The 14,645-nt window shown below is 72.5% G+C and carries 13 protein-coding genes; 7 read left to right on the forward strand and 6 right to left on the reverse strand.

Annotation, left to right across the window (positions count from 1 at the left end):
* Positions 1-240 precede the first annotated feature (240 nt).
* The 5 genes from ACTMTU_RS09510 (at position 241) to ACTMTU_RS09530 (ending at position 4,416) form a co-directional block, all read left to right on the forward strand.
* Entirely contained in the window at positions 241-1,740 is a 1,500-nt protein-coding gene (locus ACTMTU_RS09510; RefSeq protein WP_441263172.1) for an ATP-binding protein, read from the forward strand.
* Positions 1,737-2,153, forward strand: coding sequence for a roadblock/LC7 domain-containing protein (locus tag ACTMTU_RS09515; RefSeq protein WP_189467833.1), 417 nt, complete (start codon positions 1,737-1,739; stop codon positions 2,151-2,153). The genes ACTMTU_RS09510 and ACTMTU_RS09515 overlap by 4 nt, the downstream gene beginning before the upstream one ends.
* On the forward strand, positions 2,150-2,509 hold the full coding sequence (locus ACTMTU_RS09520) for a DUF742 domain-containing protein (RefSeq protein WP_189467830.1): 360 nt from the start codon (positions 2,150-2,152) through the stop codon (positions 2,507-2,509). Before ACTMTU_RS09515 ends, ACTMTU_RS09520 begins: the two co-directional genes overlap by 4 nt.
* Entirely contained in the window at positions 2,490-3,110 is a 621-nt protein-coding gene (locus ACTMTU_RS09525) for a GTP-binding protein (RefSeq protein WP_441263027.1), read from the forward strand. Before ACTMTU_RS09520 ends, ACTMTU_RS09525 begins: the two co-directional genes overlap by 20 nt.
* A gap of 208 nt (positions 3,111-3,318) precedes the next feature.
* Positions 3,319-4,416 (forward strand): selina-4(15),7(11)-diene synthase, encoded by a 1,098-nt coding sequence (locus ACTMTU_RS09530; protein WP_441263028.1) that lies wholly within the window; start codon positions 3,319-3,321, stop codon positions 4,414-4,416.
* 33 nt (positions 4,417-4,449) lie between these two features.
* Here the strand turns inward: ACTMTU_RS09530 and ACTMTU_RS09535 are convergent, their stop codons facing one another.
* The 5 genes from ACTMTU_RS09535 to ACTMTU_RS09555 form a co-directional block, all read right to left on the reverse strand.
* Positions 4,450-5,385, reverse strand: a complete 936-nt coding sequence (locus ACTMTU_RS09535) for a LysR family transcriptional regulator (RefSeq protein WP_441263029.1) — start codon at positions 5,383-5,385, stop codon at positions 4,450-4,452.
* Positions 5,386-5,395: 10 nt separating this feature from the next.
* Positions 5,396-6,373: a DMT family transporter gene (locus tag ACTMTU_RS09540; RefSeq protein WP_441263030.1), complete on the reverse strand. Its 978-nt coding sequence runs from the start codon at positions 6,371-6,373 to the stop codon at positions 5,396-5,398.
* A 193-nt stretch (positions 6,374-6,566) separates the two neighbouring features.
* A complete protein-coding gene (locus ACTMTU_RS09545; protein WP_159691996.1) occupies positions 6,567-6,797 on the reverse strand; it encodes a hypothetical protein in 231 nt (76 codons plus the stop codon).
* A gap of 21 nt (positions 6,798-6,818) precedes the next feature.
* Complete coding sequence (gene malQ, locus ACTMTU_RS09550; RefSeq protein ID WP_441263031.1) at positions 6,819-9,017, reverse strand: 4-alpha-glucanotransferase; 2,199 nt, start codon at positions 9,015-9,017, stop codon at positions 6,819-6,821.
* Between the two features lie 10 nt (positions 9,018-9,027).
* A complete protein-coding gene (locus tag ACTMTU_RS09555; protein WP_441263032.1) occupies positions 9,028-9,309 on the reverse strand; it encodes a hypothetical protein in 282 nt (93 codons plus the stop codon).
* 242 nt (positions 9,310-9,551) lie between these two features.
* On the opposite strand from ACTMTU_RS09555, the gene ACTMTU_RS09560 reads away from it, so the two are divergent.
* Positions 9,552-12,506 (forward strand): beta-N-acetylglucosaminidase domain-containing protein, encoded by a 2,955-nt coding sequence (locus ACTMTU_RS09560; RefSeq protein WP_441263033.1) that lies wholly within the window; start codon positions 9,552-9,554, stop codon positions 12,504-12,506.
* A gap of 76 nt (positions 12,507-12,582) precedes the next feature.
* On the opposite strand, the gene ACTMTU_RS09565 is transcribed toward ACTMTU_RS09560, so the two are convergent.
* On the reverse strand, positions 12,583-13,119 hold the full coding sequence (locus ACTMTU_RS09565) for an HNH endonuclease (RefSeq protein WP_159695201.1): 537 nt from the start codon (positions 13,117-13,119) through the stop codon (positions 12,583-12,585).
* A gap of 309 nt (positions 13,120-13,428) precedes the next feature.
* Here ACTMTU_RS09565 and ACTMTU_RS09570 point away from each other — a divergent pair, with 309 nt between their 5' ends.
* Complete coding sequence (locus ACTMTU_RS09570; RefSeq protein ID WP_441263173.1) at positions 13,429-14,472, forward strand: mechanosensitive ion channel family protein; 1,044 nt, start codon at positions 13,429-13,431, stop codon at positions 14,470-14,472.
* Positions 14,473-14,645 lie beyond the last annotated feature (173 nt).

Raw genomic sequence — 14,645 nt, forward strand, 5'->3', positions numbered from 1 at the left:
CGGCGCGCGGAGCTCGCCGCACAACCCGGCCGGCGGCCCGGCCGGGTGACACCGCCATACCAACATCGACGAGAAGACACACCGTTCAAACATTTTCGAGTGAACTCGGCGCGCCCGTTTGCCATTTCGGCCGTATACATCACGACAGTGGAATGACCCACCGTCAAACGATCTAGCGCAAGCGGGATATGCTCCCGCCCGTCGTCATATGATCTTCCACGTTCGATTCTGAGGATGCTGATGGTTCGACAGGGAACGTCGACCGGAAGTCCGCGGCCCCCGGCCAGCCTTGTCTGGCAGCTGCCCGTAGCCGCGACCGTTGCGGCCGCGATCGCGGCCGTGTCCCTGGTCTCCGCTTCGGCCCGCACCCCCGTGGTCGTGATCTGCGTCGTCGCGGTCGTCGCGGTCGCCACCGCCTGCGCGGAGGTGATGCGGCGCGGCAGACTCGTGGCCCAGCTGCGGCACACGGTCGCGGCGCAGGACGCCGCCCTCGCGCGACAGGCCGCCGAGACCACCCGGCTCGCCGGCGAGCTGCTGCCCGAGGTGGTGGAACGGCTCCGCAAGGGCGAGTTCCCCGAGGACGTGCTGGCCTCGCTCGACGCGTCGGCCGAGCACCAGGCGGTGCTCCGCTCGGTCGTCGGCGCGGTCAGCGCCGAGGAGGACCTGCGCGAGTCCGCCCAGCGCGCCTTCGTGAACATCGCCCGCCGCGTGCAGGCGATCGTCCACCAGCAGGCGCAGGAACTGCGGGAGATGGAGGACCGGCACGGTCAGACCCCCAGCGTCTTCGGCGACCTCCTGCGCATCGACCACGGCACGGCCCTGATCGGCCGCCTCGCCGACTCCATCGCCGTGCTCGGCGGCGCCCGCCCGGGCCGCCAGTGGAGCAGGGCCGTACCTCTGTACAGCGTCATGCGTGGCGCGATGTCGCGGATCATCGACTACCAGCGGGTCGAGCTGCACTCGGTCTCCGAGGTCGCCGTCGTCGGCACCGCCGTCGAGCCGCTGATCCACGCGCTGTCCGAGCTCCTCGACAACGCCACCCGCTACTCGCCGCCGCACACCAAGGTCCACCTGACCGCGGTGGACGTGCAGTCGGGCATCGCCGTCGAGATCGAGGACGGCGGCGTCAGCATGAGCGAGGAGGCCCGGCTGCGGGCCGAGCGCATGCTCCGCCAGGCCCAGCAGGGGATCGACGTCAACGACCTCGGTGAGACGCCCCGCCTCGGCCTGGCGGTCGTGGGCCGCCTCTCCCAGGCCTACGGCTTCCAGGTCTCGCTGCGCTCGTCCGCGTACGGCGGTGTCCGCGCCGTCCTCGTCGTACCGCAGGACCTCATCACCACCGCCTCGTCCGCGACCGGCCTCGCGCACGGTATCGGCGCCTCCTCCGGTCCGCGCCCGGCCGGCTCGGAGACCCAGGAACGGCTTCCCAGGCCGGCCGGCGGGCCGACGGCCGCGCTGTCGGCCGCCCCGCCCGCGGACGACCTGCCGGTGGTGACAGAGCGGACCCCCACCGGTCTGCCCCAGCGCCGCCGCAAGGCACGCGCGACCGTGCCCGCACCGGCCGCGCCGGCCGCGCCCCGCGAGTCCGCCGGCCCGACGGCGCCCGACGGCGGTGCACCCTCGGCCGCCTCGGAGACGGAGTCCGCACCGGCGGTGCAGCCCGGCATGTGGCTGGCCGCGTTCCAGAGCGGCCTGTCCGGTGACACCACCCAGCCAAGCAAGGGGAACGAGCAGCCATGATTCAGCGGCAGTCCAACCAGACCAACATGGACTGGATGCTCAAGGACCTGGCGGAGGGCGTCCCGCAGACGCGCAACGTCGTCGTCCTGTCCGCCGACGGTCTGCGCATGGCCCAGTACGGCGCGGACACCGACACCGCCGACCGCCTGGCGGCCGCCTGCGCGGGACTGCAGAGTCTGGCGGCCGCCGTCGCGTCCGAACTACCGCACGGTGACGGCCAGATGCGCCTGGTCGTCATCGAGATGGACGGCGGCTTCTTCTATCTGATGGCGGCCGGCGCAGGCGCGTATCTCGCGGTACTGGCCGACGAAGGCGTCGACGCCGGGCTGATGGGCCAGCGGATGCGGGACCTCGTGCTGCGGATCGGAGAGCACCTGAGCACGCCGCCGCGGCATGAAGGACAGACCGCGTGAGCGACGCGGGCGGGGACTGGGAAGAGACCAGTCCCGAGCGGCTCTACGTCATCACGGGCGGCCGCAGCGGCTCGTCCGCGCCCACCGCGCTCGACCTGGTCACCCTGATCGTGGCCAGGTCGGGTCCCAAACCCGGCATGCAGCCGGAGCACGCAGCGATCATCCGGCTCTGTCACGCACCGCTCTCGGTGGCCGAGATCTCCGCCTATCTGAGCCTCCCGGTGAGCGTCGTGACCGTGCTGCTCAGCGATCTTCTGGCCGAGGACAAGGTGCTGGCACGCGCACCCGTCCGGGCCGCCCGTCTCCCCGACCGCGCTTTGATTGAGGCAGTGATCGATGGACTTCAAAAGCTCTGAGCAGGCCATCGGGCCGCGGAGCGAGGACGTGCTGCCTGAGACGGCCACGGCCGCCGTCAAGGTGGTCATCGTGGGTGGTTTCGGCGTCGGCAAGACGACCCTGGTCGGCTCGGTGAGCGAGATCCGGCCGCTGACGACCGAGGAGACGATGACGCAGGCCGGGGTCGGCGTCGACGACACCCAGGGAGTGGAGCGCAAGACCTCCACGACCGTCGCGATGGACTTCGGCCGGATCAGCATCAACGAGGAGCTGGTGCTGTACCTGTTCGGCACCCCGGGCCAGGAGCGCTTCTGGTTCCTGTGGCGCGGCCTGTTCGAGGGCGCGCTCGGCGCCGTCGTGCTCGTCGACACCCGGCGGCTCGAGGTCAGCTTCGACGTCATCGGGCGGCTCGAGGAACGCGGCGTGCCGTTCGTTGTCGCCGTCAACTCCTTCCCGGACGCGCCCGATCACTCGGTCGACGAGCTGCGCGCCGCGCTGGACCTGCCGGACGCCGTGCCGATCGTCCTCTGCGACGCGCGCATGCGCAGCTCCAGCCGGGACGTCCTGATGACGCTGATGCGCTATCTCCAGACCCTTGCCATGTCGCAGGAGGCGTCCTGACGGCGTCCGCGCGGGCTTCAGTGCGGAAGTAGCTGTTCCGTTCCGGCCATCAAAAGTGCCCGAGTGGCCGGTTTGTATGGACATCGTCCTGTTGGATCGGCCACTCTGGCTGAGTACGATGCGTCTTAGTTGATCATTGAGGGGTGCAAGTTGCGCGTTTTTCGTCGAAGTTGACGCACTGCACCCCCGCATCGAGAGGCAGGCCGCAGTGGAGCCCGAGCTGACCGTTCCGCCGCTCTTCTCTCCGATCCGACAAGCGATCCATCCGAAGCACGCCGACATCGACGTCCAGACTGCGGCGTGGGCGGAAACCTTCCGCATCGGATCAGAGGAACTGCGCGGCAAACTCGTCACCCAGGACATCGGTACGTTCTCCGCACGCATCCTCCCCGAAGGCCGCGAAGAGGTCGTGTCGCTGCTCGCGGACTTCATCCTCTGGCTCTTCGGCGTCGACGACGGCCACTGCGAGGAGGGGGAGCTCGGCCACCGGCCGGGCGACCTGGCCGGGCTCCTGCACCGCCTGATCCGCGTGGCGCAGAACCCCGAGGCCCCGATGATGCAGGACGATCCGCTGGCGGCCGGCCTGCGGGACCTGCGGATGCGCGTGGACCGCTTCGGCACGGCCGGCCAGACGGCCCGGTGGGTCGACGCGCTGCGTGAGTACTTCTTCTCCGTCGTGTGGGAGGCCGCCCACCGGCGCGCGGGCACGGTCCCGGACCTCAACGACTACACCCTGATGCGCCTCTACGACGGCGCGACGTCCGTGGTGCTCCCGATGCTGGAGATGGGCCACGGCTACGAACTCCAGCCGCACGAACGGGACCGGACCGCGGTACGGGCCGTGGCCGAGATGGCGTCGTTCATCATCACCTGGGACAACGACATCTTCTCGTACCACAAGGAGCGCAGGGGCTCCGGGTACTACCTCAACGCCCTGCGCGTGCTCGAGCACGAACGCGGCCTGACCCCCGCCCAGGCGCTGGACGTGGCGATCTCGCAGCGGGACCGGGTGATGTGCCTGTTCACGACCGTGAGCGAGCAGCTGGCCGAGCAGGGCAGCCCCCAGCTGCGGCAGTACCTCCACAGCCTGCGCTGCTTCATACGCGGCGCCCAGGACTGGGGCATCAGCTCGGTCCGCTACACGACGCCGGACGACCCGGCGAGCATGCCGTCGGTGTTCACCGACGTCCCGACCGACGACAGTACCGAGCCGCTGGACATTCCCGCGGTCTCCTGGTGGTGGGGGCTTCTCGCCGAGGACGCACGGTCCGTCCGCAGGCAGGTGCCGGCCCAGCGTTCCGCCTAGGCCGTTCCGTCCGGATCAGGCCGGGTCTTCGGATCAGGCCTGATCAGGGAGCGGGTCCGGCGTCACCGCCGTCCGCTGTGACGCCACCTCCCGCAGGGCGTCCAGAACCCGGGCCACTCCCGGTGCCGATTCGGAGCCGCGCCGGACCGCCGCCAGCACATGGCGGCGGGGCCGGTCCGTCCCGAGGGGGCGCATCAGCACGCCGTCCCGCCGCTCGGCCGCCATCCGGGGCACCAGCGCCACGCCCATCCCCGCCTCGACCATCGCCAGGATCGCCCGCCAGCCGGCCGCGGAGTGCGCCTGTTCCGGCACGAAGCCCGCCGCCTCGCACGCCGCGAGCGTGATCTCGGACCACGGGCCGCTGCCGCCGAAGATCCACGGCTCGCCGGACAGGTCCGCCAGCCGCAGATCCTCGGACCGGGCAAGCGGATGACCGGCCGGCAGTGCCACGTCCAACGGATCGGCGAGCAGCGGCACCAGGGCGAACCGCGGGTCGCGGGCCGTGGGCGCGTGCGCCGCGAGGGACAGGGCCAGGTCGACCCGGCCACAGGAGAGGAGTTCGTACGCCGCGGACGCCTCCGCCTCCCTGATCCGGATGTCGAGGCCCGGGTGGCCGGTCCGCAGCCGCCGCACCGCCGGGACGACCAGAGCCGGCACGGCCGTCGAGAACGCCCCGACCCGCACCACCCCGACCTCGCCCCGCAGGTAGTCGGCCAGCTCCGCCTCCGCCCCCTCCAGCTGTGCGAACACCGCCTCCGCGTGCCGCAGCACCAGATGCGCCGCGTCGGTGAGCCGCACCCGCCGTCCCTGCGCCTCCAGCAGCGGCACGCCGAGCTGCCTGGCCAGGTTCGACAGCTGCTGCGAAACGGCCGAGGGGGTCATCGACAGCGCCTCCGCGGTGGCCGTCACGGTCCCGTGCTCGCCGAGGGCGCGCAGGATCCGGAGCTTCTTGATGTCCCACTCGATCATGCGCCGCACGCTATCGGGCGGGCCTTCCGGCGGCGGCGAGGGCCACCCCGCCGAGGATCAGCGCCATGCACACGACCTGCGCGCTCCCCATCGTCTCGCCCAGCAGCGCGTAGGAGAGCAGCGCCACACACACCGGTTGCAGGTAGTAGACGACTCCGGCCCTGGCCGCCCCGATGAGGGCGATCGCCCTGTTCCATGCGAAGAAGGCGACGGCCGAGGAGAAGACGCCGACGTAGACGAGCGGACCGACGGTGCCGACCGCCGGCTCGAAGCCGCCCTGCACGGCGACGCTGACCAGATGCGCCGGCAGCAGCATCACGGCACCGAGCACGAACGTGGTGAACAGCAGCACCGGTCCGCCGAGTCCGTCCGGACGGCGACGCAGCAGGGCGCTGTACGAGGCGAAGCTGAGCGCCGCGGCGAACATCCACAGATCGCCCGGGGCGAACCGGAACGACAGCGACCCGTCGCCGACGAGCAGCAGGACACCGCAGCAGGCGACGGCCGTCCCGACCACGCGGCGGGCTCCGAGCCGGGTGCCCGACAGCCGCTCGTACAGCGCCATCAGGACGGGCGACGCGGCCATGATCATGCCCATGTTGGCCGCGGAGGTGGTGAGCCCGGCCTGGTTGACGAGGGTGTTGTAGACGGTGACGCCGAGGAGTGCGGCGGCGATCAGGAATCCGAGGTGACGGCGGACGAGCGCCCGCTGCCGCCAGGTCTGCCGCAGGGCGAACGGGGCGACGGCGGCGATCGCGACGACCCAGCGCCAGAACGCCGCCTGGACCGGAGGAACGGAGTCGTGCAGAGCGCGGGACGTGACGAAACTCCCCGACCAGACGACGGTCGCGACCGCGGCGAGCAGCAGGCCGGGCCCCATGGCGCCGCGCCCCCACCTGGCCGCCCTCTCGTGACGGACGCCGCCGTCCGACGGCCTCTTCCGGTCGTGCGCGTCCGCTCCTGTCCGAACCTCTGGCGTCACGGTCATCCTGTGTCTCCTCCGCCCTCAACGGGCCTCGCCGGCATGTGGGCCAACGGTCACACGCGGAGAAACATCAGGTCCATCGAAAGTTTTCGACGGTTCTTTGAAGCAAATCTGAACGATGTGCGGGTGTCCGGGCACGGCGAAGGCGCCCGGGTGCGTCGCACACCGGGCGCCTTCGGACCGGATCAGTCCTGGGTCAGCTCTGCTTCTTGGACTTGTCGAGCACCATCACCAGACCGGCGATCACCGCGAAAAGGACGAGCGGCGCCGCCACGTACAGGCCGAGGGTCTCGGCCACGCTCAGGCCCGGACCCGGGTCGTCGCCGTCGTCCGGGGTGAGCGCAAGCGCGGGGGACGACATGAGCAGCATCATCAGCGTCGTACCGGCCGCTACGGCGCCGGCGCGCAAGGCGTTCTTCTTGTCCACGGTGCCCAACGTAGCGAACGGCTATGACGGCCGCGCGTCCGGGGGTGCCGTACGGGCAGCGAAGACCTCCAGCAGACGGTGCAGCCTGGGTGAGCCGGCCAGCTCCTCCAGGCTCATGGGGCGCCCCTCCGCGTCCGAGACGGGCAGCCGCCAGTTCGGGTACTGGTCCCAGGTGCCCGGCAGGTTCTGCGGGCGCCGGTCGCCCACCGTGTCCGGGAGCCAGATCCCCACCATCCGCGCAGGGGTGCGCAGCAGATAGCGGTAGACGGCCCGGATCGCACCCTCCTCGTCGCCGGGGCCCTCCGGCAGCAGGCCGAGGTCGCCGAGGACGCCGAGCCACTCGGTGACATCGGCCGTGTCCTCCGTGCGCTCCTCCTCCAGGGGGCGGGCCAGCAGACCGAGCCGGTGGCGCAGCTCCACATGGCCGCCGGTGAGCCGGGCGGCCGTGGACGGCAGGTCGTGGGTGGTGGCGGTGGCGACGCAGCCTTCGCGCCACTTCGCGGGGGCCAGCGGACGTCCGTCGCCGGTCCAGTCCCTTTCGAACCAGAGCACGGAGGTGCCGAGCACGCCGCGGCGGGAGAGGGCCTCGCGCACACCGGGCTCGACCGTCCCGAGGTCCTCTCCTATGACGACGGCGCCCGCCCGGTGCGCCTCGAGGACGAGGACGGCGAGCATGGCCTCCGCGTCGTAGCGGACGTAGGCGCCTTCGGTGGGAGGGCTGCCGACCGGCACCCACCAGAGCCGGAACAGGCCCATCACATGGTCGATGCGGAGCGCGCCCGCGTTGCGCAGGAGCCCGCGCAGCAGCCCGCGGTACGGCGCGTAGCCGGACGCGGCCAGGGCGTCCGGCCGCCACGGCGGCAGACCCCAGTCCTGGCCGTGTGCGTTGAACGCGTCCGGCGGGGCGCCGACCGACATCCCGGCGGCGAAGGAGTCCTGCTGCGCCCAGGCGTCGGCGCCGCCCGGATGCACGCCGACCGCGAGGTCGTGGACGACCCCCACCCCCATGCCCGCCTCACGGGCGGCGCGTCCCGCGGCGGCGAGCTGCTCGTCGGTCAGCCAGACCAGCCGGCTGTGGAAGTCGACCCGGTCGGCCAGCCGGGCCCTGGCCTCGGCCGTCCGCGGCGAGCGGGGGTCGCGCAGGCCGTCGGGCCAGTCGTGCCACTCGGAGCCGTACACCTCGGCGAGCGCGCACCAGGTGGCGTGGTCCTCCAGCGCCTGACCCTGGTCGGCGACGAAGTCGCGGTAGGCGGCGCTGCGTCCGGGGCCGAGGGGAATGCGGTGGATGATCTCCAGCGCCTGGGCCTTGAGCTCCCAGACGGCGTCCCGGTCGATCAACGCGCCTTTGTCGAGCACCGATTCACGCAGCTCCGCCGCCCGGTCGCGCAGCTCCTCCAGCCGCTGCCGGTCCGCCGCGTCCGCGTACGCGTACTCGGGCACGTCCTCGACGCGCAGGTGGACGGGGTCGGGGAAGCGGCGGGAGGAAGGGCGGTACGGGGAGGGGTCGGTGGGGGCGCCCGGTACGGCGGCGTGCAATGGATTCACCTGGACGAAGGACGCGCCGAGCGACCGGCCCGACCACGTGGCCAGCTCGGCGAGGTCTCCGAGGTCGCCCATGCCCCAGGAACGCGCCGAGAGCAGGGAGTAGAGCTGGACGAGGAAGCCGTGGGAGCGTCCTTCCGGGCCGGGCACCCGTGCGGGAGCGACGACCAGGCCGGCGTCGGTGCCGCGGCCGTCCGGCGCGACGGCGTGCAGCCGGTGCACACCGGGCGGCAGTTGCTGCCAGACCCGGGCACTGTCCGGGCCTCCGGCGCCGCGCGCGGGGGCAGGGCCGCCGGCTTGCTGAGTGCCGCCCGTGGTCCCGGCGTCCGTGTTCCCCGCGTCCGTGCGCCGCGGGGTGGTCCAACTGAGCTCGCGGCCCTCCTCCGTGGTCACGCGGAGGGTGGTGCCGGCGGGGAGGGCGGTCAGTACCGGCGGGACGCCGGCCCTCTCGCCGCCGGGGCCTTGCCATACGACCACCGTGCGGGGCAGCAGCCGGGTCGCCGCGGCCCGCTCGGCGCGGTCCAGCGCGGCGCGTACCGCCTCCGGCGTGGAGGCGTCGATGTCCAGCGCGGCGAGAACGGCCACGACGGTGGCGTCCGGGACTGCGACGGTGACGCCCTTGGCGGGCGAGAAGGTGGTGGCGACTCCGTGCAGCTCGGCAAGCCGGGCAAGGCCCATGCGGACTCCTTCAGACCCCCGGCGACTCCGTACCGCCCGCCGTGCCGTGGGCGGTCGGCTCGCTCGTCAGGGGCGCGATGTCGGCGAGCGGTGGCTCGCTGGTGAGCGGGGCGGCGTGAGCGAGCGGCGGCTCGCTCGTGAGGGGGACTTCATAGGCGAGCGGCGGCTCGCCGGTCAGCTGGGCCTCGTGGGCGAGCGGGCACGCGGTCGGGGCCGGTTTGGACGGTCCCGGAACCCGGCCCGGGACCTGTTTGGACAAGGCGGAGAGCAGCAGGTGCGCAGATGCGGCCACGGTTATCACTCCAATGGGACGTGAGGGGTCACAGCAGCCCTACCCAGCGCGCGGAACGGCAGACGTGTCCGTCCCGTCAACGTGTTCCGTGTCACATTCCGTTCCCCGTTTGTCACTTGCCCCGATCATTCACCACGCCAGGCAAAAGGCGCACAACGGCCACGCACATTGACACTCCGACGGTGGTGGTGGTGGGCTCGAAACCGACCGGAATGGCAGGGGTCGGACGAGGGGAGACAGCCGTGCGGCTCGGGGCCAGGAGACGTACCGCGGCAGCCGTCGCGGTCGCCGTCATCGGCGGTCTGCTCGGCGGTGCGGGAACCGCGCACGGCGCGACCGCCCAGCCGCAGGAGCCCGGCTCCCCCGCCGGCACCGCGCAGGACCCCAAGGACACCGCCGGGACCCCGTCCGTGTGGCCGCGGCCCCAATCCCTGCGCACCCGAGGGGAGCCCGTACGCCTGGGCGACGAGGTGACCGTCGTCGCGGACCCGTCCGCCGACCCGTACGCGGTCGAGCTGCTCGGGGAGTTGCTCCGCGCGTCGGGCGTACGCACCCTGCACAAGGGGCTGCCCGGCCGTGGGCCCGTGATCCGCCTCGGGGGCGGCGACGCCGTGTCGGCGCTGCGTGCCCTGCGCGCGCCGGAGCGTACCGATCTGCCCCCGGGCGGCTACCGGCTCGCCGTGGGCCGCGTCGCGGACCGTGACACGGTCGCCCTCGACGGCGTCGGCGAGGACGGCCTCTTCCACGGGGTGCAGACCCTGCGCCAGCTGGTCCGGGCGGGAACGGTCGCCGGAGTCGTCGTACGCGACTGGCCGGGAACCGCCGTGCGCGGCACGACGGAAGGTTTCTACGGACGCCCCTGGGACCGTGAGCAGCGCCTGGCGCAGCTCGACTTCATGGGGCGCACCAAGCAGAACCGCTATCTCTACGCCCCCGGCGACGACCCCTTCCGGCAGACCCGCTGGCGCGACCCGTATCCGGCCGCCCAGCGTGCGGAACTGCGTGAACTGGCGGAGCGGGCACGGCGCAACCACGTCACCCTGGCCTGGGCCGTCGCGCCCGCCCAGTCGATGTGCCTGGCCGACCCGGCCGACGTGAAGGCCCTGACCCGCAAGGTCGACGCGATGTGGGCGCTGGGGTTCCGGGCGTTCCAACTGCAGTTCCAGGACGTCAGCTACAGCGAATGGCACTGCTCGAAGGACGCGGAGACCTTCGGTTCCGGGCCCGGCGCGGCGGCCGAGGCGCACGCCCTGGTCGCGGGCGAGGTGGCGCGCCACCTGGCGGAGCGTCACCCGGGGGCGGAGCTTTCCGTGATGCCGACCGAGTTCTACCAGGAGGGCACGACCGACTACCGCCGGGCGCTCGCGGAGCAGCTGGACGGCACGGTCCGGGTGGCGTGGACCGGGGTCGGCGTGGTGCCGCGCACCATCACCGGCCGCGAACTGGCAGGCGCCCGGGACGCCTTCGGCCACCCCCTGGTCACCATGGACAACTACCCCGTCAACGACTACGCGCAGGACCGGCTGTTCCTCGGCCCCTACACCGGCCGTGAGCCGGCCGTGGCCACCGGGTCCGCCGCGCTGCTCGCCAACGCGATGGAACAGGCCACCGCCTCCCGCGTACCGCTGTTCACCGCCGCCGACTACGCCTGGAACCCGAAGGGTTACCGGCCCGAGCAGTCCTGGCAGGCCGCGCTCGACGACCTGGCCGGCGGCGACGCCGGTGCACGTGAGGCGCTGCGCGCCCTCGCGGGGAACGACGCGTCCTCGATCCTGGACCCCGACGACGAGTCGGCCTACCTGCGGCCGCTGCTGGACGAGTTCTGGCGTTCCCGCACCACGGCCGACACGCGGGCCAGGGACCGTGCCGCTGCCGCCCTGCGCGCGGCCTTCACCGTGATGCGCCGGGCGCCGGAACAGCTCGCGGGCACCGCCGACGGCCGGCTCGTGGCCGAGGTCGGGCCCTGGCTCGACCAGTTGGCCCGGTACGGGAAGGCCGGCGAACTGGCGGTCGACATGCTCCAGGCGCAGGGCCGCGGCGACGGCGCGGCCGCGTGGCGCGCCTCGCTGGCCCTCGAGCCGCTGCGCACGGACGTGGGCGCGAGCCGGGCCACGGTCGGCAAGGGTGTCCTCACGCCCTTCCTGGACCGGGCCGTGAAGGAGTCACGCGCCTGGACCGGCGCCGACCAGGCAGCGGCCGGCCGGCCGGGCCAGGACATCGTGCGGCTGGCAAGGCCCCGGCCCCTCATGGCCGTGACCGCGATGACGGCGCCCTCGAGCGGCTCGCCGCGCTCCGCCGAGTCCGCCGGCCGGCTCGAGGTGCATGTCCCGGGAGAGGGCTGGCGTCAGCTGGGCCCGCTGTCCGCGGGCGGCTGGACCCAGGCCGACACGGCAGGGCTGCGGGTGGACGCCGTGCGCGTCACGACCGGCGGCGGTGACAGCCCGGCCGTACGCTCCCTGGTGCCCTGGTTCGCGGACGAACCGGCGGCGGGCCTCGACCTCGTACGCGAGACGACCAGCGCCGAGATCGGCGGCAGGCCGCAGCGCGCGGACGTCCGGCTGACCGCGCAGCGCCCCGGCGAGGTCCGCGGCACGCTCACCGCGAAGGCGCCGGCGGGCATCAAGGTGACCGTTCCGAAGCAGACCACCGTGCCGCGCGGCGTGCGCACCACGGTGCCGGTCGAGGTGACCGTCCCCGACGACACCCCCGCGGGCGAGTACCGGGTGCCGCTGTCCTTCGCCGGACAGGAGCGCACGCTCACCGTGCGCGCCTTCCCGCCCACCGGCGGCGGCGACCTGGCGCGCGAGGCGGGCGCGAAGGCGTCCGCGTCCGGCGACGAGACCGCCGACTTCCCGGCCGCCGCCGCGATCGACGGAGACACGGCAACCCGCTGGTCGTCCCCGGTCGGACCGAGCGCGTGGTGGCAGGTGGAGCTGGGCCGGCCGGCCCGGGTGGGCCAGGTGACGCTGCACTGGCAGGAGGCGTACGCGACCAGGTATCGCATACAGGTCTCCGCGGACGGCAGGGTCTGGCGCACCGCGGCGACGGTCACGGACGGCAGGGGCGGCCGGGAGTCGGTCCGGATGGACGCGCAGGGGACGCGGTTCGTGCGCGTGCAGGGCGACGAGCGGGCGACGGAGTTCGGCTACTCGCTGTTCTCGGTCGAGGCGTACGCGGTGGCGGAGGGCGCGCGCTAGGACGCCGGCGGGGCCGACGGAGCCGGCCCGCCCGGCGGGTGGCCCACCGGACGGAAGCCCGGTGGGAGGAATCGCGCTACGCCGAGATGCCGTCGATGCGGGTGATCGCGTCGTCGGCGCCGTACGGCTGGAGGTAGGGCAGCCAGCGCGGATCACGGTGGCCGGTTCCGATGATGCGCCAGGCGAGACCGCTCGGCGGGGCGGGCTGGTGGCGCAGGCGCCAGCCCAGTTCCCGCAGATGGCGGTCGGCCTTGACGTGGTTGCAGCGGCGGCAGGCGGCGACCACGTTGTCCCAGGCGTGCTGCCCCCCGCGGCTGCGCGGAACGACGTGGTCGACGCTGGTTGCGACGCCACCGCAGTACATACAGCGCCCGCCGTCGCGGGCGAAGAGGGCTTTGCGGGTAAGAGGAACGGGCCCCCGATAGGGGACCCGCACGAAACGTTTGAGACGCACGACGCTGGGCGCGGCGATGACGCGGCTCTCACTATGCATGAAGGCGCCGGACTCCTCGAGGCAGAGAGCCTTGTTCTCCAGGACGAGGACGAGCGCGCGGCGGAGCGGTACGACGCCGAGGGGCTCGTACGACGCGTTGAGGACCAGGACGTGCGGCACGTGGATGCCTCCTTGTACGCCGGCGGCGCGTGGCTCGCGCCGGGACGATCTGTCATCAGTTTGTCCTCATGGCCGCTTCCTGCGCCACCACGTATGCGTAACGGGCTCGAGGTGTTTTCCGCCACAAGGGCGACACCGGGTCCCCGACGCCGCCTGGGAGCCTCGTGCGGACCCCGTTCCGGCGTCCGGTGAGCCTCGTCTCTTGGCCGTGAAAGGAGCCGGATCACGCCGGATGCCCCGTTAGGGTTATTGGGCTCCCACCGCAAGCTGGAGGTTCCTCCTGTGACCGCCTTCTGGTCGTCCGCCCTGATGGACGCTGATCCCTCTCCCGGTCCTGTCACGCTCGACGAGGCCGCCAGGCGCGCCGAGAGCGCGGCCGGCTGGGTCGAGGAGAACTGGTCCACCTGGCTGAACACCGGACTGCGCATCACGCTGATCCTGATCGTCGCGCTGGTGCTGCGGATGCTGGTGCGCCGGGCGCTGACGAAGCTGATCGCGCGGATGAACCGCTCGGCGCAGGCCGTGGAGGGTACGGCGCTGGGCGGTCTGCTGGTCAACGCGGAGCGGCGCCGGCAACGCTCCGAGGCCATAGGTTCGGTCCTGCGTTCGATCGCGTCGTTCTTGATCCTCGGCACCGCGGGTCTGATGATCCTCGGCGCGTTCCAGATCGATCTGGCTCCGCTGCTCGCCTCCGCGGGTGTGGCCGGCGTCGCGATCGGTTTCGGCGCGCGCAACCTCGTCACGGACTTCCTCTCCGGCGTCTTCATGATCATGGAGGACCAGTACGGGGTCGGGGACTCGATCGACGCGGGTGTCGCGTCGGGCGAGGTGATCGAGGTGGGACTCCGTGTCACCAAGCTGCGCGGCGACAACGGCGAGATCTGGTACGTGCGCAACGGCGAGATCAAGCGGATCGGCAACCTGAGCCAGGGCTGGGCGACGGCCGCCGTCGACGTCACGGTCCGTTCCTCCGAGGACCTGGACCACGTCAAGTCCGTCATCGGCGAGGTCGCGGACGATCTGGCGAAGGCCGAGCCGTGGAACGAGCAGCTGTGGGGCCCGCTCGAGACGCTGGGTCTCACGGAGGTGCTGCTCGACTCGATGACGTTCCGGGTCTCGGCCAAGACGATGCCGGGCAAGGCGCTGGGCGTCGAGCGCGAGGTGCGCTGGCGGATCAAGCGCGCGTTCGACGAGGCGGGCATCCGCATCGTCGGCGGTCTGCCGCAGCAGGCGGAGGAGGCCACGCCGGACCTGACGGCGGGCATGGCGGCCCCGTCGGCGTTCTCCTCCTCGGTCTCGCCGCAGTCGATGGCAGCGTCGCCGATAACGCCGCCGGCGAACCTCTCGAAGTAGGAAGCCGCGGCCGCGGGCTGCCGGACCACGGCGGCCCGCCGGCACGATCCGCGGGTGATCCTGAGCCGCCCCGGGTCATCCGGCGCTTGATCGCTCCGGTCATCACTCGGGCAAGTAGCCCCCGCACGACGCCCCCTTGGGTAACGCTTTGGTTGCCCAGGGGGCGTTTGCCA

Origin of the sequence: Streptomyces sp. OZ13 (assembly GCF_052068155.1) — a bacterium.
In the GTDB taxonomy this organism is placed as follows: Bacteria; Actinomycetota; Actinomycetes; order Streptomycetales; family Streptomycetaceae; genus Streptomyces.

Excerpts from the sequence above, each read along its gene's own strand:
- ACTMTU_RS09510 (WP_441263172.1), top strand. The coding sequence starts at position 241 with ATGGTTCGACAGGGAACGTCGACCGGAAGTCCGCGGCCCCCGGCCAGC.
- ACTMTU_RS09515 (WP_189467833.1), top strand. The coding sequence starts at position 1,737 with ATGATTCAGCGGCAGTCCAACCAGACCAACATGGACTGGATGCTCAAG.
- ACTMTU_RS09525 (WP_441263027.1), top strand. The coding sequence starts at position 2,490 with ATGGACTTCAAAAGCTCTGAGCAGGCCATCGGGCCGCGGAGCGAGGAC.
- ACTMTU_RS09535 (WP_441263029.1), bottom strand. The coding sequence starts at position 5,385 with ATGATCGAGTGGGACATCAAGAAGCTCCGGATCCTGCGCGCCCTCGGC.
- ACTMTU_RS09540 (WP_441263030.1), bottom strand. The coding sequence starts at position 6,373 with ATGACCGTGACGCCAGAGGTTCGGACAGGAGCGGACGCGCACGACCGG.
- malQ (WP_441263031.1), bottom strand. The coding sequence starts at position 9,017 with ATGGGCCTTGCCCGGCTTGCCGAGCTGCACGGAGTCGCCACCACCTTC.
- ACTMTU_RS09570 (WP_441263173.1), top strand. The coding sequence starts at position 13,429 with ATGGACGCTGATCCCTCTCCCGGTCCTGTCACGCTCGACGAGGCCGCC.